We start from the raw sequence: 22,563 nt of genomic DNA on the forward strand, positions 1-22,563 counted from the left end.
TTCTTAACCTCCATTAAATTGATGAGATTAGAATACCTGAAAAATACGGACTAAAAAAGATACTCGGTTATATGACGCTTACTTTTTTCTCAAGTCAAAATAAGTGAAAACTTATTATTAAAATGTCATAATAAAGATACTTAGACAAATATATGTATACGCAGAGCCTATCTACCAAGATAGGCTCGTTTTTGTATAAAAAAGACATGCGCCTCAGCACATGTCTTTCAACAGAATCAATTTTTAGTCTTTTACTTCTTTAATAGCATCAATAATTGTACCATCACGGTATTCAACTAAAGCTACAGTCCGGTCAGTATATTCAAGTGGCTTTGGTACACCAACTTGCTTTTCTGCCGTCTTTTGCAAATCATAAATGTCCAAAATATTAAGTCCAGGCACATTCTTAAATGCATCAATCAAGTCCTTGCGGGCTGGGTTAATTGCAATGCCTCGTTCAGTAACCAATACATCGATTGATGAACCTGGTGTAACGATAGTTTCAACACTAGGTACAACAGTAGCATTTCTACCACGAACAAGTGGAGCAGTAATAATGGTCATCTTAGCACCTGCGGCAGCATCTTGGTGACCACCAACGGCACCACGAATTACACCATCAGAACCAGTCATGACGTTAACATTGAAGTTAGTATCAATTTGCAATGCGGACAAAATAGAAACATCAAGGTTATTAACAACCGCACCCTTGTTATGAGGATCGGCATACCATGAAGCATCAATTTCTTGTTGGTTCTTGTTATTAGCCATAGATTGAGCAGCACCCTTATCAAAGTCCTGAACATCCATTACTTTTCTAACAAGACCTTCTTCAAGCAAATCAGTAGTTGGCTTAGTAATACCACCCAAAGCAAATGAAGCAGTAATACCGTCCTTAATCATGCTTTGACGAAGGTAACGAGTAACAGCTAATGCGGCACCACCTGAACCGGTTTGGAAACTGAAGCCTTGCTTGTAGTATGGTGAGTTAACAATAACTTGGTTAACCATTTGCGCAATCTTAAGTTCCTTAGGGTCCTTGGTAAAACGAGTAGCACCTGAACCGATCTTGTCAGGGTCACCTACTTTATCAACCTTGACTACGTAGTCAACTTGGTCTTGCTTGATTGAAGCTGGGGTATTTGGATAATCAACAATATTGTCAGTTAAAAGAACAACTTTGTTAGCATATTGAGCATCCATTAAGGCATAACCTAATGAACCAAAGACAGCATCCCCATCTTGACCATTAGCGTTACCTGCAGGATCAGAAACAGGCACACCTAAGAAGGCAACATCGATCTTGATTTCTCCTTCTTCAATTGAACGAGCACGATTACCGTGTGAACGGAAAATCACAGGATTCTTCAAGCCGCCGTGAGAAACGAAGTCACCAAGTGAACCACGCATCCCTGAAGAAGTAATGTTAGTAATGACGCCCTTCTTAATAGCTTCAATTACCTTATCATTCATAACACCAGTTAATGAACTTGGAGCCAAAGTTAAATCCTTGTACCCCATAGCAATGATCTTGTCCATTACCATGTTAAAGATGTAGTCACCATTTCTAAAGTGGTGGTGGAATGAAATAGTCATGCCATCTTTCAAGTTGTTCTTGATTACGTCATCAAGAGAAGCAACGACCTTATCTTGACCAGTAGTTACGCGAACCTTTGGAGCTACACGCTTTACTTCTGGATGACCAATTTCAGTAGTTTCAAATGGCTTTAAATCCATTTTATTCATTAAATCGTCTGGTAATTCGCGTTTTACTTTATTCTCCAATGTAGTTACCTTCTTCATCAATCAAGTTAGAAGCTTTTGCAGTTTCAAGTACACGAGTTGCTTTTTCTACAACTGGCTTATCGACCATCTTACCGTTAAGTGAGATAACGCCGCTACCCTTAGCCTTGGCTTCACGAATAGCATTTTCAACATTTTTAGCTTGTTCAATTTCTTCTTTAGTTGGATTGAAGACCTTGTTAACCATCGCAATTTGACGTGGGTTAACCAAACTCTTACCGTCATAACCCAATTCGTGGATGTAATTAGTTTCACGATAGAAGCCTTCGGTATCCTTCATGTTGGAAAAGACAGTATCAAAGGCATAAACATCGGCGGCGCGAGCTGCTTGCAATACCATATTACGTGCAAATTCAAGTTCACGACCATCTGGGTAACGGTGAGTGTGCATATCAGCAGTGTAATCTTCACCAGATACAGCAAGTCCCATCATCAATGGTGTAGCTGTCGCAATTTCTGGAGCATTCAAAACACCCTTGGCACTTTCAATGGCAGCCATGACACCGATTGAACCTTTTTCAATGCCATATTCATCTTCCCAGTGTTCAATGTCCTTGACCAACTTTTGAATCATTGCTGCTGATTCGGTCTTTGGCAAACGGATAACATCAACGCCGGCCTTAACCATGGCACGAACATCTTCATCATAAAATGGCGTGTCTTGACCATTTGCTCTAACTACGATTTCGCTACCGCCAAAATCAACAGTCTTAATTGCTTCGTAAACAAGCATTCTAGCTGCGTCTTTTTCAGTCAAAGATACTGAGTCTTCTAAGTCGAGCATGATTGAATCAGCGCCATAAATGCCGGCATCTTTGATCATGGCAGGGTTATTACCAGGAACGAACATCATGGTTCTACGTAAACGATTTTTAACGTAAGTCATTTAAAGCACCTCCAAGTCAGGCTTATCTTGTGTTTCAGTAGCACGTTGAGCAGCTGCTAAAGTACGAGCCTTAATCACACAATCAAGCGCACCCTTGTCAGTTGCCTTAACCTTGGCATTTTCTAAACCGTACTTCTTCAAAGTCTCGGTGATCACCTTTTCAATTTGATCACCATATGCCTTTTTAACTTCAGATTCCAAATCGATTTCAATACCGTTAGAACCTTTAGAGATCATGATTTGAATATCAGAACTTTCGAGGGTTCCTGCTACGGCAGTAGTTTTAATTTCCATCAATATTCATTCCTTTCTCAATTCTCGATTGCAATTCACTCATATTTTGCTTAATAAACTCATAGGTAGATTCGGGTACAAACTTGTTGATCTTTGCCAAATCTCCATCCTTGATCCATTGTCTTACCTGAGTAGCAGTCACAATTTGTCCTGACTTTTCTAGGCGCTTAACAGTAATCACTTCAATATCAGGACCAAGCTCATGAGCTAAACTAACATTATAAAAGTGCGTCGTACGTGAAATAGGTTCTTGACCGATATAACGACGGGCAATGTTCAAAGCGGGTGCAATTTTATTCTTGAACACTGCAGCATCGACTGAGGTTTGGACGTCAATCAATTCATCAGGTGATTTTAAGAAATAAGCTGGGAATGTTGCTGGAGAAACCATGTAATCGCCACCTGAAACAACTTTTACATTAGCAAATTGCTTGGTCCCTTCCTGCACCAGCTTCATTCTTTCGTTAAAATTGAACAAGGAAACATCATTAGCTACCACAAAAACATAGACTAAATCATTTTCTTCACTTGCCATCTTAACTAAGTGTTGATGACCCAAGGTAAAAGGATTGGCATTCATCACAATCGCTGCGATCTTCTTATCAGCTTGATCTTCTACCTTTGGCAAATCACTCAAGAAATCATTTACATCTGGCATCCCGTTCTCTAAAAAAGCTGCCTCATCTGTCTTAGCCAGCAAATTAAAATGCAAGTGCTCAAAACTAGACGCATACTTGGCTTTAGTAAAAACGAATGAATGGTAAATCTTCTGCTCAGCTAAATACTGGAGCAAGTTGGTAACCACCTTGTTAAAGCGGGCGCCTTGAGTATCTTCATTAATCACGCCCACATACTTCAACACGTTCCCGGCAACGCTGCCTGTACCAACTAGCTTGCCATCCTCATCTACTAAACCAATCGTATGGTCGATTTGATCAACTTCACGTGCACTAAAATTATGCAGATCTAAAGATGAAAGCAAATTCTCCCACTTTTGACGAGTTGCGGCATCACTTAAAAACAAATCAACTACTTTATCCATTGATATGCCACCTTACTATTATCAAAGAGCAAGTAATCTTTTTCACAAAGAATAGTTTACTCTTGCCGTTTTAATATTTCAAATTTGTGCTTAGTTTTTTAAATTTTGCAAAAATTCACTAATAATCTGATGAACTTTTGCTGGTTGTTCTGCCTGAGGCAAGTGCCCACATTCCGGAACAATTGCGGTTTCAACCTTCTCATTCAGGAATTTAATTGCCTTCGTAAAATCAGGATTAAAGAATGGTGATTTTTCACCAGCAATTACCAGCATCGGAACTGGACTATCTATAATCATATCGCGCCAATCTTGTTCCGCATGCTCTACCAAGCAATTGTAGTTTTCCTCAGGATTATAAGGAAAAGCTTGATATTCATTCTTGGCATCTTGGAACATTTTTTCATCAATATGATGGTAAAAAGCCTTGCCAAAATCGAATTTTAACATTTCTGGATAATTATCCCAGGTTAAATCCTTAAAGCCATATTGCCAGGTCTTGTCGGCGATCATCTTAGGTGATTGATCTAGATCAACCATCGCCTTAAGCCGGCCCTTACCATAAATGGACAAGTAGGCCCAGATGTTGGCCGCACCCATGGAATTACCGATAGCAACAACATCGTGCAAATCCAGCTCTTCCATCAATTCTTCCAGGTCAACGGCATGACGACTGATTCGCTGACCGCGGTAGGTGCGCTCGGATTGTCCTTGATTGCGCGGATCAAGCATGACGAAGCGATAACGATCATTAAAAAGTGCAATTAGGTCTTGCCACATTTGACTAGAACCACCGATACCGGGGATGCCTAATAAAACAGAGCGATCTTTTTCCCCTGTATCGCTGTAATGCAGCATGACATCATCATTTGTTTTAAATTTCATTTTGATCCTTCTTTGTATTCTTAGTTTTAACCTTATTATTACACAAAAAAGCAACCTGGTTTCCCAGATTGCCTTTTTCTACCAAACACCGATAATCTTCATCCAAAGTGAACCTACAATACCAAAGATCAGCATGTAGAGAATACCCAAGATGAAATTCATCTTCCACCATTCTTTTTGCTTAACGTAGCCTGTCGTAGCCAAAATTGAAGCAGGACCGTTAGCATAGTGAGTAGTTGAAGCGTTAATTACACCAGTAAATGCTAACAGCATAGCTGAAAGGCCAAGCGGTGCACCCATTGCAGTAGCTACAGTTAAGAATGGCAAATAAAGAGCTGTCATGTGAGCTGTACCACTAGCAAAGAAGTAGTGAGTGTAGAACATTAACAAAATAAGTACTACTAAAACAAGGCCCCAGCTGATGCCGTGAACTTCGCTTTGAATAAACTTGGTGAACCAATCGATAAAGCCGTAAGAAATCAACTTACCGGCCATGAAGATCAAGATTGAAAGCCAAATCAAAATGTTCCAAGCACCAGTTTCATGCAAGGCATCTTCCATGCTTAACACACCAGTAATTAATAAAAGCGTTACTGCTAAAAATGCAACAAAGGCTGAGTTAAGTTGTGGAATCTTGAAGAATCCTGAAAGAACCCAAAGTAAAATAGCTAAAGAAAAGACAATTGCCATGATCTTTTCAGGTTCGGACATTGGACCCATCTCTTTTAATTTGCCATCAGCCCAATTTTTAGCATTAGGAGTTTCCTTAATCTCAGGTGGATACATCTTGTAAATTACAATTGGAATAATCAATGTAGCCACGATTACTGGAACTAAGCCTGCCCAGAACCAGCTAATCCAGCTCATTTGATAGCCCTTTTGTGCGGCCATCTGTTGAGCAACCAAGTTAGGAGCAGCACCGGTAATAAATAGTGCTGTTGATAAAATATTAGCGTGAAAGGCGGTGAAGTCTAAGTATGCACCGATCTTCTTTCTTGAAGGATCGTGAGGATTAGACTTGTAACTCTTGGAAATAGATTCAACTACAGGCCAAGTTACCCCACCAGTACGAGCACTGTTAGATGGAATAAGCGCACCCATGATTAATTCCAAGCCGGTAACGGCATAACCGATACCAATTGATCGCTTACCGAACTTTTTAATCATTAAGTAAGCTACACGGTTACCTAAACCGGTCTTGCTAATACCATGAGCCATGATAAAGGCCATAGCGATTAGCCAAGCAGCAGAGTTGCCAAAAGAACTCAAAATACCAGTTTGTACTACCACGCCCTTGGAATTAACTATGTCTTTAACTGGAGCTAAGCCAACTAAGACAGTTACTACCATTCCGAGCAATGTTGTACCACCAATTGGCAATGGCTTTGTGATACATCCCACAATCGTTGCAACAAAGATTGCAAACATTTCCCAGGCTTGAAGTGATAAACCACTTGGTCGCCATGGTGTGATCAACCACAGCACTATACCTACTACTAAAGGCCAAATGAAGCCTTTATAATTTACCTTCTCTAAATTTTTCATTTTTCTCCCCTGATGAGTATTCACTAAAAAAATCAATTCAAAAATGAATTTTTTCACATAGTATTATATACCTTTCAAGGGAAATTTAAACTATTTTAAAAAGAAAGTTATTTTTTATGTTTTTTAAAATAAAAAACAAGTGCATTTCTGCACTTGTTCGCTGTCTTAACAAACATTAGTTTGATAAAATTATATCTGCAAAAAAGTTAAATTAGCGGTGGTACTTCTTTTAGAAAGAAGTTGATGCTTATGGTGTAAATCATTTTGCTCATATTCTAAAGAAAGGAGGACCAATTTTACTTGATGAATCTTCTTGTATTCATCCTTGGTGTAACATTTTTCTTATGTTGCCTGGCATCGGAGCTTGTATATCTAATCACCCAGACTATTCGATTAGTTATTCTAATTCGAACATTAAAAAAATAGCGAAATTAAAAACCGCTTCAATAGCTTTTGGAAGAAGTTTAGCGGTTTTTAATTAATCCTAAACAGTACCACCGTTTTTTAACGGTTTTGCACTAAAGAGGTGCGGCAGTCGTAATGCCGGCCTCTATTTTCATTTCTAATTATATCACATTAGCCAATATTATCCCAAGGCTTCAAGTCTACTGCTGGACCTTCTGCAAGTTCAACTTGCTCCTTAGTCAAAAATTCTTTTCTAACTACGACATCATAAACATAGTCTTCAAACCATGGTTGACTCATTTCGTAAAAGCCCTTGTGACCAAACTTGTCACCCCATGAATTTTCAACCTTCCACTTGCGAATGTGGCCGTGATCTTCATCAACACCGACTAAGGTCATATCGTGAGTAGCAAAACCTTCGCCAGTCGCTAAACGATCAGCCTTGCTCATCTTGGTATCAACACCAAATAATTTATCGGTTTGGTAAAGTTCGGTATCAAGATAACCAGTCTTTCTTTCCATTTGCTTTAAAACGTCGTTACCAAAGATTACGGCATCCCCAGATTTAAGTTGTGCTACAGCAGCTTGAGCCAAGTATTCAATTGGCACATTCAAAAACTTAATTTGATCACCGCCATCAACATTGTCATAAAGTGGCATATGGTAAAGCTTGTTAAATTCGTGGTTAGGACAGTTTGATAAAACTACATAATCATCAAACTTAAAGTCCTTGAAATACTTTTGTACGAATTCACGTGGAGTTAAGTCTCTTTCCAAGTGATATTTTTTGTCGTCATCGCGGTATTCCAAGTCAAACTTCTTTGGTGGTTCGCCTAAGGCAACAGATACCATGCGGTAAACTTCATTCAAAAAGTGCTTCTTAGCCTTTTCAATTTCATCTTGTGAACTGCCTTCACTCACTAATTTACGTAAAGCAATAGCATCTTTTCTTTCCTTACGTGCTAAAGAATCGATCAAACCAGTAGTATTGTTGGAGTTAAAACTTTCAGGCATTGCGTATGAAGGTACAACACCATATTTTTTAACTAGGTTGATGGCCATGCTCCAAAGGCCGCCATCTTCACCAGCAAAAGCTAACCATGATTGCACTTCGCGGTCGTTAAGTGGCTTATCAGCCAAACGGATCATTGCATCATAAAAGGCATTTGCACGTTCAATCTTATCCCAGAAAAAGTTATAAGCTTGTGAGAAAGTGAAATCTTTTACTTTGTTTTGCTTGCCAAAGTAATGACGCAAAACATTCAATGTGGCAAATTCCCAGCAACGACCAGAATGCTTTTGGTCAGTTACGCCACCTACATCAAGTTCAGTTGAAAAAACATGGTTTAAACGTTCTGAAACGCGATCGTTAAAGGATGCTTCAAGTAATCCGCTACGACGAGCAGCACGTGAAGCAACTTGATTTTTGCTATTAGTATTGAAATCGGCAGAAAAGTCTGCGATCTCTTGATCAGAAATAACTGTCATATCCTACCTCGTCAGTCTCTAATTTCTTATTAATTCTTTAATCATAATAATACCTTCTTTTGTATTATCTAGCAAGCAAAAAAAGGCGTTCAATGAACGCCTTTTTCTTAATATATCTATATCAATTAAAGTTCAATACCTGATAAAACTTCTTGCATTTTATCAGCTGAGTTGAGCATCTTAGCCTTTTCAGCATCTGAAAGCTTGGTTTCGATTACTTGTTCAATACCTTCACCGTTGATAACAGTTGGAGTACCTAAGTACAAGTCGTGCTTAATGCCATATTCGCCGTTAATTGGTGCTGATAATGGCAAGCAGATTGAACGGTTGTCCAAGATGGCACTAACGATTTGGGTAAGCATCATTGCAACACCATAGAATGTAGCACCCTTGTTAGCGATGATCTTGCCGCCCTTCTTGCGGACGTCAGTTTCAATTTCACTTAAAACATTGTCATTAATTTCTGCATAGTCGCGAAGCGGCTTGCCATCAACAGTTGATTCATCAAAGTTTTCAAAACTAGTATCACCATGTTCACCAAGAACCATTGAGTTAACCTTGGCAACTGGAACATTAAGCTTCTTAGCAAGTTCAACGCGAAGACGCATTGAATCAAGTGAAGTACCAGTACCAATTACACGGTTCTTAGGGAAGCCTGATAACTTTTGAGTTAAAGTAGTTAAGATATCTACTGGGTTTGCGGAAACAACGAATACACCCTTAAATCCTGATTCAACAACGGGTTCTACAATGCTCTTTAAAATCTTAACGTTCTTAGCAACCAAATCAAGTCTAGTTTCACCAGGTTTTCTAGGAACACCAGCAGTAATTACACAAACGTCAGCATCTTTAGCATCACTGTATTCAGCTGGATGGATATCAGTTTGACCCATAAATGGAGTAATATCTTCAAGGTCCATTGAGTCACCAACTGGACGATCCTTAGCTACATCGCAAATTGCCAATTCATCAACAGTAGCGTTTTGCAATAAGTCATTTGCAAAAGTTGAACCTACGGCACCATCACCAACAAGAAATACTTTTCTACTCATAAGTTATATTAGTCCTTTCATAAACGTAATTTTCTACATATTCCATTATACACTAAGCGCTTACATTAGACACTATTTATTAATTAATTACGTTAATATTGTGCTTTTCTTAACAAATATATTGAAAAAAAGACAACTCTCATTGTCTCTTTTTCGGTTAGATTTATTTGTGTTCTCTAGCGTATTTAGCCATTTGAATACCAGCTTGGCGACCAAAGATAACCGTTTCAGCAACTGAGTTACCACCAATACGGTTGTTGCCGTGAAGTCCGCCAGAAACTTCACCAGCTGCATAAAGACCTTTAATTACGTTACCGTTGGTATCCAATACTTGAGTTTCGGTGTTGATATGAATTCCGCCCATAGTGTAGTGAATAGCTGGGTGAATGTGAATAGCGTAGTATGGTCCAAGGTTTAATTCACGATCCATACCAGTAGTTCTGCCAAATTCCTTATCCTTGTGGTTTTCAACGGCCTTGTTCCACTCATCTACTGTGGCAGCTAAGTTTTCTGGATCAACATCAATTTCCTTAGCTAAGTCGGCCAAAGTGCTGCCCTCCTTAACCAAGCCAATGTGGTCATAAAATTCTACAGCTGCAAAATGAGCACGAACACCTGAATCGAAGACCAAGTATGCACCGTCTTCGTTTAAACCAGTAATCGCACTTGAAACAATTTTACGGGTGTTTAATTCGTTAACAAAACGCTTGCCGGCCTTGTTAACCAAAATAGCACCTTCACCACGTAAACCTTCACCGATTAAGTAAACGTGTGGGTTATCAGTATCTGCAGTTGGGTGAACTTGAATAAAGTTCATTTGCATCAATTGCGCACCAATTTCTTTAGCAAGCTTAATCCCATCGCCAGTAGCACCTGGTTGGTTGGTAGTCTTGTAGTCAACTAAATCTGGACGATACTTCTTGATGATTTCTTTAGAAGCGCCAAAGCCACCAGTAGCAAGCAAAACTGCCTTAGCCTTAATTGTTTTAACGCCTTTATCAGTTTCAACTTCTACGCCGTTAACATTGCCATTCTTGTCTTGCAACAATTTAGTTACTTTAGCACCAGTAAAGATGTCTACACCGGCCTTTTTAACTTGGTTAGTTAAACGTGAAGTCAAATAGAAACCAACTGGTTCCATTGAACCTGGACGGTGAGCTCTCTTTACGCTCATCCCACCGGTAATGGTTAAATCAGTCAAACGAACGCCATATTTCATTAACCAGCTAATTGCAATAGCAGAGTGGTTAACAAAGTACTTAAGCATTGCACGGTCGTTTAATAAACCGCCACCCTTTAAAGTTTCTTCGTAAAAGTCACGGTTGTTGTCAATGATTCCTTCATCAAGTTGAACCAATGATTCAGATGCGTTCATACCACTAGAAGCACGACTAGTGTTACCACCAATTTTACCGTTCTTTTCCAAAATAACAACATTCAAACCAAGTTCACGAGCTTGAAGTGCTGCTGTTAAACCAGTACCACCTGAACCAACAATTATTGCATCATATTTATTTTTTAATTCTTTATTATTTGGCATAATATCCCCTATTATTCTTCTGGAGTGGACTTGTCGACATTAGTCATCTTCATGTAGTCCATCCATTCATCGTATTGCTCTTCGGTAACCTTGCCGCTCTTTAAGGCAGCTTCTTTCAAAGTAGTGCCCTCTTTTTGTGCAGCTTGGGCAATTTTAGCAGCAGCATGGTACCCAATGTGTGGTGATAAAGCAGTAACTGTCATAAGTGAATTTTCAAGCAATTCATCCATACGCTCTTCGTTAACAGTTAAGCCATGTATCATTTTATCAGCAAAACCAGTAATTGTACCAGTTAATATATCACAAGAATCAAGGAATGAAGCAATCATGACAGTCTTAAAGACGTTCATTTCAAAGTTACCTTGACTTGCAGCAAAAGTAATCGTGGTATCATTACCAAATACTTTAGCAGCAGCCATAGTTACAGCTTCGGCTTGAGTTGGGTTTACCTTACCTGGCATGATACTTGAACCTGGTTCGTTAGCAGGAATATTTAATTCACCGTAACCAGCTCTTGGACCTGATGCCAAGAATCTGATATCTTGAGCAATCTTAAACATGTCGGCTGCGAGCGTCTTAAGTGCACCATGCATTACATCAAGACCTGAGTGGTGAGCTAAGCCCCAGAACTTGTTGGTCTTAACCTTGAATTCGTGACCATATACTTCTGATAATTTACCAGCAATCTTTTCAGTCATGCCTGGTGCAGCGTTAAGTCCGGTACCTACAGCAGTACCACCGATAGCCAATTCATAAAGAGTTGGCTTCAATTCTTGAATGTATGAAAGATCATGTTTCAATGCGGAAATGTAGCCAGATAATTCTTGACCAAAAGTAAGTGGAGTTGCATCTTGCAAGTGAGTACGACCAACCTTAACAGTTTTCCAGTACTTCTTTTCCTTAACTACTAATTCATCAATTAAATGCTTGATAGCGGGTTCAAGCTTGTCTAAGGCTTCAACAGCAACGATATTCATAGTAGTTGGATAAGTATCATTAGATGATTGACCACGGTTAACATCATCGTTAGGCAAAATACCTAAACCTGGGTGAAGCTTGTTGGCCAAGTTAGCCACTACTTCGTTAACGTTCATGTTACTTTGAGTACCTGAACCAGTTTGAAGTACGTGTAATGGGAAGTCTTTTCTTAAATCTGTATCATTAAGTGCTAAAAGATGATCAATTGCATCTTCAATTGCTTCACCTTTTTCTTTAGGTTCATCCCCAACCTCAACGTTTGATTCAGCTGCCGCCTTCTTCAAATGCAAAAAGGCACGGATGATTTGAATTGGCATTAATTCACCGCTTGGGAAGTTATTGCAACTTCTTTCTGTTTGTGGACCCCACAAAGCATCCTTAGGAATTTTTACAGGGCCAATAGTATCACTTTCAATACGATATTCTTCTTCGCTCATTATTTTTCCTCCTTACATAAGCATAAGGTTTTTGTTAGTTTTCAATCACCTTTTATGATACCTGTAAAGGCTTTCTTTTTCAATTAAAGAAAAAAGATCTAGGATAGCCTAGATCTCATCTTAAAAATTTCTACCTATTTTGATGGTTCATCTTTTTAGCAAAGAAGTCACCGACAATTTGAACAATGAAAATCAAAATGATGACTAAGATAGTGGCAACTAAAGTAACGTCATTGTTGAAACGGTTGTAACCGTATGAAATAGCTGTGTTACCTAAACCACCGGCACCGATGGCACCAGCCATTGCAGTTAAACCAATCAATGAAATGATGGTTACTGTTGAAACGCGGATTAATTCTGAACGTGATTCACGTAAGTAAACATCAAAAATGATATCTGAAACAGTTGCGCCTAAACTTTGAGCAGCCTCTACTTTACCTGTGTCAACACTTTCAAGGGCAACTTGTACCTGACGAGCGTAGAATGGGAAAACACCTAAAGTTAATGGAACTAAGGCTGCCTTCATCCCGATTTGAGTACCAACAATCTTTTGCGTAACAGGTGCAACAAAGGCAAGCAAGATTACAAATGGAATAGCTCTAAAAATTGAAACTATCTTATCGCAAACGTTATACCAGAACTTGTTTGGACGAATACCGTCTTCTTTGGTTACAACAAGCAAAACACCAAAAATAATTCCGAGAATGCCACCGAAGATTGTGGCCCAAAAAGTCATGAATAATGTTTGAAAGATACTAGTTCCCCAGCCAGCGTCTCCGCCCCAGCCGAGTTGTACGACATTTGGACAAACTTTTTCAAACCAACTAATCATCTAAATTCCCCTTTTCATCCAATCTAGTCAAAGTAACGTTTTGCTTCTCCAAGAATTCTCTAGCTTGCTTTTGCTTATCGGCATCCCCTTTAACCAAAACAACCAAAGTACCGATCGCTTCGCCATTTAACAGTTCCACGTTACCATAAAGCATTGAAACCTCTACTCCAATTTGACGGTAAAGTTCAATAATGATGGACTTAGTCACATTGGCAATGCTGTAAACCAGTTGATATACCTCTTCATTTGCTTCTAGTTTGCCAAGGTTCAAGGCCTCTAAAGTTTGAATAGCTTCAAGGCCACCACCAACAAAGCGTTTAGTCAATTCCTTCTTAGGATGCAAGAAGACTTGACGCAAATTGCCTTTTTCAATCATCTTACCGTGTTCCATTACAGCAACCTTATTACAGATCTTCTTAACGGCATCCATTTCGTGGGTGATTAAAACTACAGTCAAACCTAATTGCTTATTGAGTCGCTTCAATAGATCCAAAATTTGTTGTGTATTTTGTGGATCAAGCGCACTAGTAGCTTCATCAGAGATCAAGATATCGGGGTGGTTAGCCAAAGCACGAGCAATAGCTACTCTTTGTTGCTGACCACCTGATAATTCAACTGGATAAAAGTTAGCCTTATCTTTCAAATCAACTAAATCAAGCAATTCTAATGAACGTTTTTCTAATTCTTCATCGGAAAGTTTTGCATGCTTTAATGCAAAAGCAACATTTTCTAAAACCGTTGTTTCATTTAATAGGTTGAAGCCTTGGAAAATCATGCCGATTTTTCGACGTTCCAGTTGCAATTGTTTATTAGAAATAACTTGTTTGCCCTCTTTAACAAAATCGACATCGTTGACCTTGATATTACCCTTGCTAGGATGTTGCAGGAGGTTAATCGTTCTAACCAAGGTTGACTTACCGGCACCAGAGAAACCGACAACTCCATAAATATCGCCTTTTTCAACGTGCAAAGTTACATCGCTAACTGCTTTGACAACTTTACCCTTTTTTTGAGGAAAATCTATATCAATATGATCTAATTGAATAATGCTCATTCTAACCCCTCCTACTTAATCTTGATATCCCAAGCAGCAATTTGTGAATTACCGTAGTAGTGCTTAGTCATCTTCTTTGTCTTTTCGGTTTGGTAGGCCTTAACCACATCTTTGTAAAGTCGGTTGTTTTCTTGACCCTTCTTAGCACAAATGATGTTGATCCATTGCTTAGAATCTTTGTTAACTGGTTCAACGTAAATAGTTTGCTTATCGCCTAAACCAGCTGGACCAGCATAGTCGTTGTTAACTACTGAAGCATCAACTGAGTTGATTACTCGACCAGTTTGTTCAGCACCAACTTCCTTTAACTTAAGGTTGCGTGGGTTCTTAGTGATATCGGCTACAGTAACAAGTGTCTTGCCCTTTCTTAAACCGATTAAGCCAGCGTTTTTAAGAACAAACAATGCTCTTGATTCATTAGTTGCATCATTTGGAATGGCAATAGTTGCACCATCTGGCAATTGAGACAACTTCTTGTATTTCTTAGAGTACAAACGAATTGGTGCAATATAAGTTTTACCGATTGGAACTACACCACCACCATTTGACTTGTTCCATGCTTTAAGGAAGGCGTAGTGTTGGAAAGCATTCAAATCAACATCGCCAGATTTCAAAGCCTTGTTTGGCTGGTTGTAATCAGTAAAATTCTTTATCTTAATCGTAATACCATATTTATCTTTAGCCGTTTGAGCAACGCTCTTCCAAATAGCTGCATCTTGTTTACTTTGTGAGACAACACCAACTGTTACAGTCTTGGCTTGGGTTTTACTTGGAATTCCTGGTCCAAAACTAAACCAACCAGCAATTAAGATTAAAACGCCGATAATTGTCCAAATAATTGTATTTCTCCGTCTACGCTTACGCATGTAACTCAACTCCTAATAATGAAAATAAAAAAGCATTCATCCTAAAAGGACGAATGCTCGTGTTACCACCTTTAATTCATTTATCACTCACGCGATAAATCTCATTAGCTATCAAATTAATAGCCTGCACTGTTAACGGGTGCAAATCCGCTGATAGCTAAATATCACTATCAGTCATCGTTCCAAGCCCATATTCGCTAGGGCCTATTTGCTAACTTTCACCACCACGTTAGCTCTCTTTATAAATAGGAAACCAGTTACTCAGCTCTTCAAGATGTTTGATTAATAATTTGTTATAAATAAGTTATCATCATTTTTTAATCTAGTCAACATATTTTTTAATTATTCTTCTGAGTAAGCGATTTTATTTTATAATGTGGTTATATCTTATAATTTAATAATTGCTAAGGAGAAAGAAATGAAGAAAAATCACTTTCGAAGTTTGGCTCTCTTATTAGTAGCGGCAGTAGGCTTGATTTCCTTTGCCAATACTAATGTCCCATGCAATAACCAAACCGTTTATGCCGTTTCAGATAAATCACTCGCTAATCTGAAATTTCATAAACAAGAAATTGTTACGGTCGACCATAATGAACCGCGCTTCTCTAAAAGTACGTTGTCAAAGAAAAATGGTCCCTGGCAAAAATACAGTAATTTAGATTACTTAAATAGAGCTCAGGCGGCTAATGCCCTTTTGAATAGGAGATTGATGCCCCATAGTCCAAGAGCTGGTTTGACTTGGGATCCAACTGGTTGGCACAACAAACGCATTGCTAGTGGCTGGCTTTACAACCGTTGTCACCTAGTTGGCTATCAATTAACCGGTCAAAATAATAATCCGCGCAACCTAATTACTGGAACACGTGAATTAAACGATCCAGACATGCTCAAGTACGAAAATGAAGTTGCCAATTATTTGAAAGACTCTTCAAGTAATTACGTTCGCTACAGAGTTACACCAATTTTCAAAGGTAATGACTTGTTAGCAAACGGTGTTGAAATGGAAGCTAAATCAATCGGCAGCAATGCTGTTGATTTCAATGTTTATATTTTCAATGAGCAACCTGGCGTAATCTTAAACTACAAAGATGGTACTAGTCGCGTTAAACATGGTTCAAGTACGATTGCTGAACATGTAAAAGCTAGAAGCCATCATGTGACTAAAGCAAGAACCATTCATAACATTAAGCACAAGATTTCTACTGCAAATTACCGTGTAATTGGTAACAAACGCAGCAAGATTTATCATGTTGCCAGTGGTGAAAACTATCATATGAGTTCAGCCAATGCAGTTTACTTCCCTTCAGAAGCTGCTGCTAGACGTGCTGGTTATCGTAAATCATTAAGATAATGAAAAAGAGTTATCTGCTTTTTTAAACAGATAGCTCTTAATTTTTTTATTGAACGCTCTTGCGCCCGCGTTGATAAGCTTCATGCAGTTCCGCAAAAGTCATATTCTTGCCCTTTTGATCAAAGACAACCAATACTTCTTGCACACCATCCAAAATTCTTGATAACCAGCGGAAAATTGTAGTTGCCGCACAGAACAAGATAAATAGAATGAACATTGCCTTATCAGAAATCATGGTCAGTGAGAACAGATTGTGTAAGAAGATAATCGCTAAAACTAACCCGGCGAATGATCCAATCATTACGCATAAACGGAATTTATTTAATGGAGCTGAAATGTGGTAAAGTACCATCATTCCCACTGCCACCAATAAAAGTGTTGCCGTTGTACCTACATCATTATGATCAAGCGATATATAGCCGCCTGCAACCACCAAAATACTTACCGCCAGCATATCGGTTACCCCACCAGGGATTGCTCTTGCCAAAATATTGGGAATAAATTGTCCGCGAATTCTATTGTGATTACTTTCTAGAGCCAACAAGAATGATGGTAAGCCAATGGTGAAGGCAGAAATCAAGGTAATCTGTGATGGCTGTAATGGATAATCAATGACCATTACGAGTGAGAAGATAGCCATCAAAAATGAGAAGATATTCTTTACCAAGAACAAACTGGCTGAACGCTGAATGTTATTAACTACGCGCCGACCTTCATTTACCACCTTAGGCATTCTAGCAAAATTTGAATCAAGCAATACTACTTGAGAGGCTTGAACAGCCGCACTGTTACCGGATGCCATCGCAATTGAACAGTCTGCTTTCTTCATAGCCAAAATATCATTAACACCATCGCCTGTCATTGCCACAGTATTACCTTGTTTTTGTAAAGCCTTAACAAATTTACGTTTTTGTTCTGGTTTCACTCTGCCAAAGACACTATAATTTTGAACTGCTTCTTCATAACCATCTTCTGGAATTTCGGAAGCATCAATATATGCATCTGAATTTTGGATACCGGCTTGCTGCGCTACTCGCGAAACCGTGACAGGATTATCACCGGAGATCACCTTAATAGCCACACCTTGTTTAGCAAAGTATTCAAAGGTTGCTTTAGCTTCTTTTCTAATCGGATTAGTCAAAAGAATGTAGCCATAGACTTCAACTGGCTTAGTCAACTTAGAATCATCTTCAGTTAAAATTCCAGGATAGTCGGCCACAATTAAGACACGATAACCAGTCTTGGCATATTTTTCAAATTCAGCTTGGTATTCCTCAAATTGGTCTCTCAACACCATTTCTGGTGCCCCAATTAATAAGGTATGATCGTCAAAAATGACGCCGCTGTATTTATTAACAGAGGTAAAAGGTAAAATGCTGCTGGCTTTTTTGCCATTATTTTGAGTGAAAAAGCCGTGAACAGCCTTCATCGTAGCATTATCAGCTGGCATATTTTGAGCAAAATCACCAATTACATTATCCAAGTCACCTTGATAATTTTTGGAAGGAACAGCCTTTTCCACGCTCATTTTTGGCTCAGTAATTGTACCAGTTTTGTCAACGCACAATACGTTAACGCGAGCTAGAGTTTCAACACTCTTCATATCATGCAGCATTACCTGTTTGCGTGCCAATCTTACAGCAGAAAGAGCCAACGCAATCGTTGTCAAAAGGTATAAGCCTTCTGGAATCATCCCGATAATGGCTGCTTCCATGGAAACGATGCTGCGGTAAAGCGACATTTTATTAACGAAAAAGCTCATTGAAAAGAGGGCTATTCCCAGGGGAATAATAATGATTCCGACCCATTTAATCAATTTATTAATGGAGCGAACCATCTCTGATTGCTCACTATTTCCCATGGCTTTTGCTTTAATAGTTAATTTAGAAATATAGCTTTCTTTACCAACTTTTTCTAGTTGCATGTATGCAGAACCTGAAACTACGAAAGAACCAGACATCAATTCATCGCCCACTTCTTTAGTAATTTCATCGGATTCACCTGTTAACAGTGATTCATTGACGCGGATATTTCCTTTAATGACTTGACCATCGGCAGGAATCTGATCCCCAGTTTTCAATAAGACAATATCGCCCTTAACCAGTTTTTCAATCGGAACTTGCTCTTCTTTTCTATTACGCAAGGCTCCAATATCCGTGGCATTCATCACATTTAACTTGCTTAAAATTTTCTTTGCTCGAATTTCTTGTACAATCCCGATCACGGTGTTCAAGATAATTACTGGCAAAAAGGTCAAATCCTTATATGCTCCAACCACTACCAGCAAAATAGATAGAACTAAGAAAATCAAGTTAAAGTAGGTAAAAACATTTTCACGAATAATTTGCTTATTTGTTTTAAATTGATCGTCAACAGCTTTGTTGACTTCTCCAGCTGCAATTTTTTGTTCAACTTCAGCTGTAGTTAATCCTGTTTCTAAATTTGTCTTTTCTTCGTTCATTTTCTTTTCCTAAGTAAATATTTTTACGTACTATTATACCGAAGAAATAAAAGAGCCCGCAACTTGCAAGCTCTTTTTTAATGGATTTAATTTTTTCTTTACAGTTCTTCTAAATCACTATCGGCCTTACTTTCAACAATGAATTCTTTCATTACATTTTAATCTTTGATCATCATTTTTAGTAGCCGATTATTACTTTTAGTAGGAATTTCACCTACTTCATATAAAGCTACAGTAGAAGGGCTCCCTCCACCTTATTACTTTTGCAAATTGCTTTTACGTTAAATTCCACTTTTGTCGTAATGCTTTAATCTCTTCAGGTTTAACGAAATCAAACATTTCACGATATTTATCTTGAGCTATCTTTATAGCTGCATTATCTAGAGTCATATCTGGAACAACTTTTTGAGTACTATCATCAAATCATGCAGGCGCAGTTATTTTGATTTCTTTGCCTCTAATATTGAAAGTGTTGGTATAGTTCTTAATTGAAGTAGTCATAGCGTTCCCCTTAATATAACTAAATTATATAGGATTTCACTATGAATTCATAGTAAAGCATTAGCTAAAATTTTAGATGTAAAAACACGTTACTAACAATCATAGTAACGTGCTCTCTATTTTAATTCTTTCTCTGATAAGTCAAAAAAGTATAAGGATATTTATTCTTTTCATCGGCTTCATGATGTTTTTTCTTCACCAACTTAAACTGATCATAATCTATCTCTGGCATAACAGTATCTGCTTCAAAAGTAGCGTCAATCTCCGTTTTTTCCAAAACATCTACTTGCTCAAGCAATGTCTTAAAAATTGACACCCCACCAATCGCGCAAAGCTTTTCACCCTGATGATTTTGAATATAATCATTTAATTCAGCAACCGAATTAACAATCAATACCTGATCATTATCTTGGTACTTCTTTTTCAAATCTTGATCATGAGTTAAAACGATATGCTTTCTCTGAGGCAATAATCTTGGCAAACTCATGAAAGTTTTTCTACCCATGATAATTGGATGACCAATGGTTTTCTCTTTAAAATGATGCAGATCTGCTGGCAAATGCCATGGCAAATGTCCGTCTAATCCTATCTGATGTTTTTGGTCTTCTGCCCAAACATACTCGATCATCGCGTCCTCCTAAACTGCAACCGGCGCCTTAATCGTGCCATGATGCTGATAATCAACCACTTTAATATCCTTCATTTCAAAATCTTCGATATTTTTCTTTTCAGGATTAAGCCATAATTGTGGTGAATCATACGGCTTACGGCTAAGCAATTCTTCAACTTGCTTGAAGTGATTGCGATAAATATGGGCATCCCCCAATGTATGAATAAACTCACCAACTTGCAAACCCGTTTCTCGAGCAATCAAATTAAGTAAAAGCGAATATGATGCAATATTAAATGGCACGCCTAAAAACATGTCCCCTGATCGTTGATAAAGCTGTACACTGATTTTGCCATCAACCACATAAAACTGAAACATGACATGGCAAGGTGGAAGTGCACTAGTCGGAACGTCTTCAGGATTCCAAGCGGTAACAATCATGCGGCGTGAATCTGGCGTTTCCTTAATTTGCTTGATCACATCGGCAATCTGATCAATAAATCCGCCTTCCCGCTTTTCCCAATGTCGCCACTGCGCACCATAGACATCGCCTAAGTTGCCATACTTCTTAGCAAAATCTTCATCATCCAAAATCCGTTGATCAAACTTTTTCATTTCTGCTTGATAAATCTTGTTAAACTCTGGATCACTTTGACTGCGCAAGCCAAAATCCGTCATATCGGGACCTTGATATTCGCTGCTATTAACCCAATTTTTAAAGGCCCATTCATCCCAGATATGGTTATTATGCTCTAATAAAAAGCGAATATTAGTATCTCCTCTTAGAAACCACAACAACTCACTTTTAATCAGGCCAAATGGCACCTTTTTAGTAGTCAACAATGGAAAACCTTGCGAAAGATCGAAACGCATTTGAGCACCGAAATAACTCCTAGTACCTGTCCCCGTTCGATCATCCTTATCATATCCTTCTGTCATAATTTTCTGCAATAGATCTAAATATGGTTGTTCAAGAATCGCCATTTTTGTTCACCTTTCAAAAAATCATTTTCTATTACAATACCATAGATATAGTGGTTTTGATAATGCGATATAGTCATATTTAGTAGTTTATATAAATTAAGCAAAGAAAAAAATCCCAAAACTTAATTTGGGATTTTTCTTCTAATTTTTCTTAAATTCACCTTTATGTCTTACCAAATATACGATTGTCGCAGCAATCAATACTAAGGCACCCACAATAACGGAAATTCTAGTATCCGGATTGATAAACATAAAGACAACGATGACTAAGAGCATTAAGAATGCGAAGTAATTTGAAAATGGATATAGTGGCAACTTAAATGGATGATTTGCCATTACGTCCTTATTGTGTCTTCTAAATCTAAGTTCAGCTAACAAGATTACAAACCATGGAATCATTCCCGGCAAAACTGATGAACTGAAGACTACTACAAACAAATCAGAAGCTGAATGATTAAATTGTGAAGCAATTACATTTAAAACAAAACCGATAAAAATACCACCTGAAATACCCATAATTGCACGATCTGGAACAATTCGCTTAGAAATGTGCTTGAAAATTCCAGGAGCTTCTTTATCATGTGACAATTTAAACAGCATTCGACTTGAAGAATAAATACCTGAGTTGGCACCCGAAAGCGCAGCCGTTAACACCACAAAGTTAATAATTGAGGCAGCTGCGGTAATTCCCACTTTAGCAAAAGTAGTTACAAATGGTGACCCCAGACTACTCAATTGATCCCATGGGTAAATAGTCACAATTACGAAGATGGCACCAACATAGAAAATCAAAATTCTGAATAAAACAGATTTAACACTTTTGACAATTGCTTCTTGTGGGTTGGCAACTTCCCCTGCAGAAATTCCTAAAAGTTCAATACCTTCATAAGAACCTACAATAATAGACATAGAGAAGAAGAAACCTTTAAAACCACCGGTAAAGAAACCACCATGTGCCCATAGATTGCTAAAACCGGTAGGTTTACCACCGTTACCCACGCCAAAGAAGATAACGATAAAGCCTAAAATGATCATTAAAATAATGGTAACGACTTTGATCATAGCAAACCAAAATTCCAAGGACGCATAGGCTTTGGCACTTGCAAGGTTAGCTAACAAAAGAAAGGCGATAATTATTATCCCCGACCAAAGCACGCTGATATTCGGCCACCAATATTTTAGATATTCGGTCGCGGCAACAACTTCGGACATCCCTACGACGATGTATTCAAAGACATTCGCCCACTCGGCAAGATACCCAGCTAAGGGATGCACGTATTCCGTTGCATAATCAGCAAAAGATCCAGTCCCTGGATTGACATAGAGCATTTCCCCTAGAGCTCGCATGACAATATACAAAATTAAACCCACAAACATATAGGCTAAAAGTACAGACGGACCAGTCCATTTAATAGTTGATGTAGCCCCCATAAATAAGCCGACACCGATTGCTCCACCAAGTGAGATCATCTCCATTTGGCCAGCAGACATGGTACGGCGCAGTTGGGGTGCGTTATTCTTTTTACTCATATAACAACTCCAAAAAAATCAG

The 22,563-nt window shown here is 38.4% G+C and carries 18 protein-coding genes and 1 other annotated feature; of the genes, 1 reads left to right on the forward strand and 17 read right to left on the reverse strand.

All coding sequences use genetic code 11. The features are described from left to right. Positions 1-243 precede the first annotated feature (243 nt). The 13 genes from citF to JEM49_RS00655 all read right to left on the reverse strand — a co-directional run bounded on the left by citF (position 244) and on the right by JEM49_RS00655 (position 15,104). The gene (citF, locus tag JEM49_RS00595) at positions 244-1,785 is read right to left on the reverse strand and encodes a citrate lyase subunit alpha (RefSeq protein ID WP_342211660.1); all 1,542 of its coding nucleotides are present in this window, start codon (positions 1,783-1,785) and stop codon (positions 244-246) included. Then, positions 1,775-2,689: an aldolase/citrate lyase family protein gene (locus JEM49_RS00600; RefSeq protein WP_201873149.1), complete on the reverse strand. Its 915-nt coding sequence runs from the start codon at positions 2,687-2,689 to the stop codon at positions 1,775-1,777. Before JEM49_RS00600 ends, citF begins: the two co-directional genes overlap by 11 nt. Then, positions 2,690-2,983 carry a citrate lyase acyl carrier protein gene (gene citD / locus JEM49_RS00605; protein ID WP_025005795.1) on the reverse strand — a complete coding sequence of 98 codons (294 nt, stop codon included), beginning with the start codon at positions 2,981-2,983 and terminating at the stop codon, positions 2,690-2,692. It abuts the gene before it with no gap. Next, positions 2,973-4,025: a [citrate (pro-3S)-lyase] ligase gene (citC, locus tag JEM49_RS00610; RefSeq protein WP_025005794.1), complete on the reverse strand. Its 1,053-nt coding sequence runs from the start codon at positions 4,023-4,025 to the stop codon at positions 2,973-2,975. Before citC ends, citD begins: the two co-directional genes overlap by 11 nt. A gap of 90 nt (positions 4,026-4,115) precedes the next feature. After that, positions 4,116-4,907, reverse strand: coding sequence for an alpha/beta fold hydrolase (locus JEM49_RS00615; protein WP_201873152.1), 792 nt, complete (start codon positions 4,905-4,907; stop codon positions 4,116-4,118). A 78-nt stretch (positions 4,908-4,985) separates the two neighbouring features. Beyond that, positions 4,986-6,452, reverse strand: a complete 1,467-nt coding sequence (locus JEM49_RS00620; protein WP_056945425.1) for a DASS family sodium-coupled anion symporter — start codon at positions 6,450-6,452, stop codon at positions 4,986-4,988. Between the two features lie 576 nt (positions 6,453-7,028). Next, positions 7,029-8,345, reverse strand: coding sequence for a C1 family peptidase (locus JEM49_RS00625; RefSeq protein ID WP_087175846.1), 1,317 nt, complete (start codon positions 8,343-8,345; stop codon positions 7,029-7,031). Between the two features lie 125 nt (positions 8,346-8,470). Next, entirely contained in the window at positions 8,471-9,397 is a 927-nt protein-coding gene (locus JEM49_RS00630; RefSeq protein ID WP_025005791.1) for an L-lactate dehydrogenase, read from the reverse strand. A gap of 163 nt (positions 9,398-9,560) precedes the next feature. After that, entirely contained in the window at positions 9,561-10,937 is a 1,377-nt protein-coding gene (locus JEM49_RS00635) for a flavocytochrome c (protein ID WP_087235598.1), read from the reverse strand. Positions 10,938-10,948: 11 nt separating this feature from the next. Beyond that, the gene (locus JEM49_RS00640; protein WP_201873156.1) at positions 10,949-12,352 is read right to left on the reverse strand and encodes a class II fumarate hydratase; all 1,404 of its coding nucleotides are present in this window, start codon (positions 12,350-12,352) and stop codon (positions 10,949-10,951) included. Between the two features lie 130 nt (positions 12,353-12,482). Continuing rightward, entirely contained in the window at positions 12,483-13,184 is a 702-nt protein-coding gene (locus tag JEM49_RS00645) for a methionine ABC transporter permease (protein WP_098045755.1), read from the reverse strand. After that, positions 13,177-14,238, reverse strand: a complete 1,062-nt coding sequence (locus JEM49_RS00650; RefSeq protein ID WP_087363398.1) for a methionine ABC transporter ATP-binding protein — start codon at positions 14,236-14,238, stop codon at positions 13,177-13,179. The genes JEM49_RS00645 and JEM49_RS00650 overlap by 8 nt, the downstream gene beginning before the upstream one ends. 11 nt (positions 14,239-14,249) lie before the next feature. After that, entirely contained in the window at positions 14,250-15,104 is an 855-nt protein-coding gene (locus JEM49_RS00655) for a MetQ/NlpA family ABC transporter substrate-binding protein (RefSeq protein WP_013437716.1), read from the reverse strand. 42 nt (positions 15,105-15,146) lie between these two features. Continuing rightward, positions 15,147-15,386 (reverse strand) — a binding site (T-box leader). Positions 15,387-15,522: 136 nt separating this feature from the next. On the opposite strand from JEM49_RS00655, the gene JEM49_RS00660 reads away from it, so the two are divergent. Then, the gene (locus tag JEM49_RS00660; protein WP_098043861.1) at positions 15,523-16,455 is read left to right on the forward strand and encodes a DNA/RNA non-specific endonuclease; all 933 of its coding nucleotides are present in this window, start codon (positions 15,523-15,525) and stop codon (positions 16,453-16,455) included. A gap of 46 nt (positions 16,456-16,501) precedes the next feature. On the opposite strand, the gene JEM49_RS00665 is transcribed toward JEM49_RS00660, so the two are convergent. The 4 genes from JEM49_RS00665 to JEM49_RS00680 all read right to left on the reverse strand — a co-directional run bounded on the left by JEM49_RS00665 (position 16,502) and on the right by JEM49_RS00680 (position 22,541). Continuing rightward, complete coding sequence (locus JEM49_RS00665; protein ID WP_087235601.1) at positions 16,502-18,916, reverse strand: cation-translocating P-type ATPase; 2,415 nt, start codon at positions 18,914-18,916, stop codon at positions 16,502-16,504. Positions 18,917-19,538: 622 nt separating this feature from the next. Then, positions 19,539-20,045: a dihydrofolate reductase gene (locus JEM49_RS00670; RefSeq protein WP_087175838.1), complete on the reverse strand. Its 507-nt coding sequence runs from the start codon at positions 20,043-20,045 to the stop codon at positions 19,539-19,541. Positions 20,046-20,054: 9 nt separating this feature from the next. Continuing rightward, the gene (locus JEM49_RS00675) at positions 20,055-21,011 is read right to left on the reverse strand and encodes a thymidylate synthase (protein ID WP_098045980.1); all 957 of its coding nucleotides are present in this window, start codon (positions 21,009-21,011) and stop codon (positions 20,055-20,057) included. Positions 21,012-21,152: 141 nt separating this feature from the next. Beyond that, positions 21,153-22,541: an amino acid permease gene (locus JEM49_RS00680; protein WP_201873159.1), complete on the reverse strand. Its 1,389-nt coding sequence runs from the start codon at positions 22,539-22,541 to the stop codon at positions 21,153-21,155. Positions 22,542-22,563 lie beyond the last annotated feature (22 nt).

Origin of the sequence: Lactobacillus sp. A27 (assembly GCF_016742815.1) — a bacterium.
GTDB lineage: Bacteria > Bacillota > Bacilli > Lactobacillales > Lactobacillaceae > Lactobacillus > Lactobacillus gallinarum.

What these genes read in the sequence shown, in the direction of transcription:
- JEM49_RS00600 (WP_201873149.1), bottom strand. Translation starts at nt 2,689, where the DNA reads ATGACTTACGTTAAAAATCGTTTACGTAGAACCATGATGTTCGTTCCT.
- JEM49_RS00620 (WP_056945425.1), bottom strand. Translation starts at nt 6,452, where the DNA reads ATGAAAAATTTAGAGAAGGTAAATTATAAAGGCTTCATTTGGCCTTTA.
- JEM49_RS00640 (WP_201873156.1), bottom strand. Translation starts at nt 12,352, where the DNA reads ATGAGCGAAGAAGAATATCGTATTGAAAGTGATACTATTGGCCCTGTA.
- JEM49_RS00630 (WP_025005791.1), bottom strand. Translation starts at nt 9,397, where the DNA reads ATGAGTAGAAAAGTATTTCTTGTTGGTGATGGTGCCGTAGGTTCAACT.
- JEM49_RS00670 (WP_087175838.1), bottom strand. Translation starts at nt 20,045, where the DNA reads ATGATCGAGTATGTTTGGGCAGAAGACCAAAAACATCAGATAGGATTA.
- JEM49_RS00615 (WP_201873152.1), bottom strand. Translation starts at nt 4,907, where the DNA reads ATGAAATTTAAAACAAATGATGATGTCATGCTGCATTACAGCGATACA.
- JEM49_RS00680 (WP_201873159.1), bottom strand. Translation starts at nt 22,541, where the DNA reads ATGAGTAAAAAGAATAACGCACCCCAACTGCGCCGTACCATGTCTGCT.
- JEM49_RS00635 (WP_087235598.1), bottom strand. Translation starts at nt 10,937, where the DNA reads ATGCCAAATAATAAAGAATTAAAAAATAAATATGATGCAATAATTGTT.
- JEM49_RS00650 (WP_087363398.1), bottom strand. Translation starts at nt 14,238, where the DNA reads ATGAGCATTATTCAATTAGATCATATTGATATAGATTTTCCTCAAAAA.
- citC (WP_025005794.1), bottom strand. Translation starts at nt 4,025, where the DNA reads ATGGATAAAGTAGTTGATTTGTTTTTAAGTGATGCCGCAACTCGTCAA.
- JEM49_RS00655 (WP_013437716.1), bottom strand. Translation starts at nt 15,104, where the DNA reads ATGCGTAAGCGTAGACGGAGAAATACAATTATTTGGACAATTATCGGC.
- JEM49_RS00675 (WP_098045980.1), bottom strand. Translation starts at nt 21,011, where the DNA reads ATGGCGATTCTTGAACAACCATATTTAGATCTATTGCAGAAAATTATG.
- JEM49_RS00665 (WP_087235601.1), bottom strand. Translation starts at nt 18,916, where the DNA reads ATGAACGAAGAAAAGACAAATTTAGAAACAGGATTAACTACAGCTGAA.
- JEM49_RS00660 (WP_098043861.1), top strand. Translation starts at nt 15,523, where the DNA reads ATGAAGAAAAATCACTTTCGAAGTTTGGCTCTCTTATTAGTAGCGGCA.
- JEM49_RS00645 (WP_098045755.1), bottom strand. Translation starts at nt 13,184, where the DNA reads ATGATTAGTTGGTTTGAAAAAGTTTGTCCAAATGTCGTACAACTCGGC.
- citD (WP_025005795.1), bottom strand. Translation starts at nt 2,983, where the DNA reads ATGGAAATTAAAACTACTGCCGTAGCAGGAACCCTCGAAAGTTCTGAT.
- JEM49_RS00625 (WP_087175846.1), bottom strand. Translation starts at nt 8,345, where the DNA reads ATGACAGTTATTTCTGATCAAGAGATCGCAGACTTTTCTGCCGATTTC.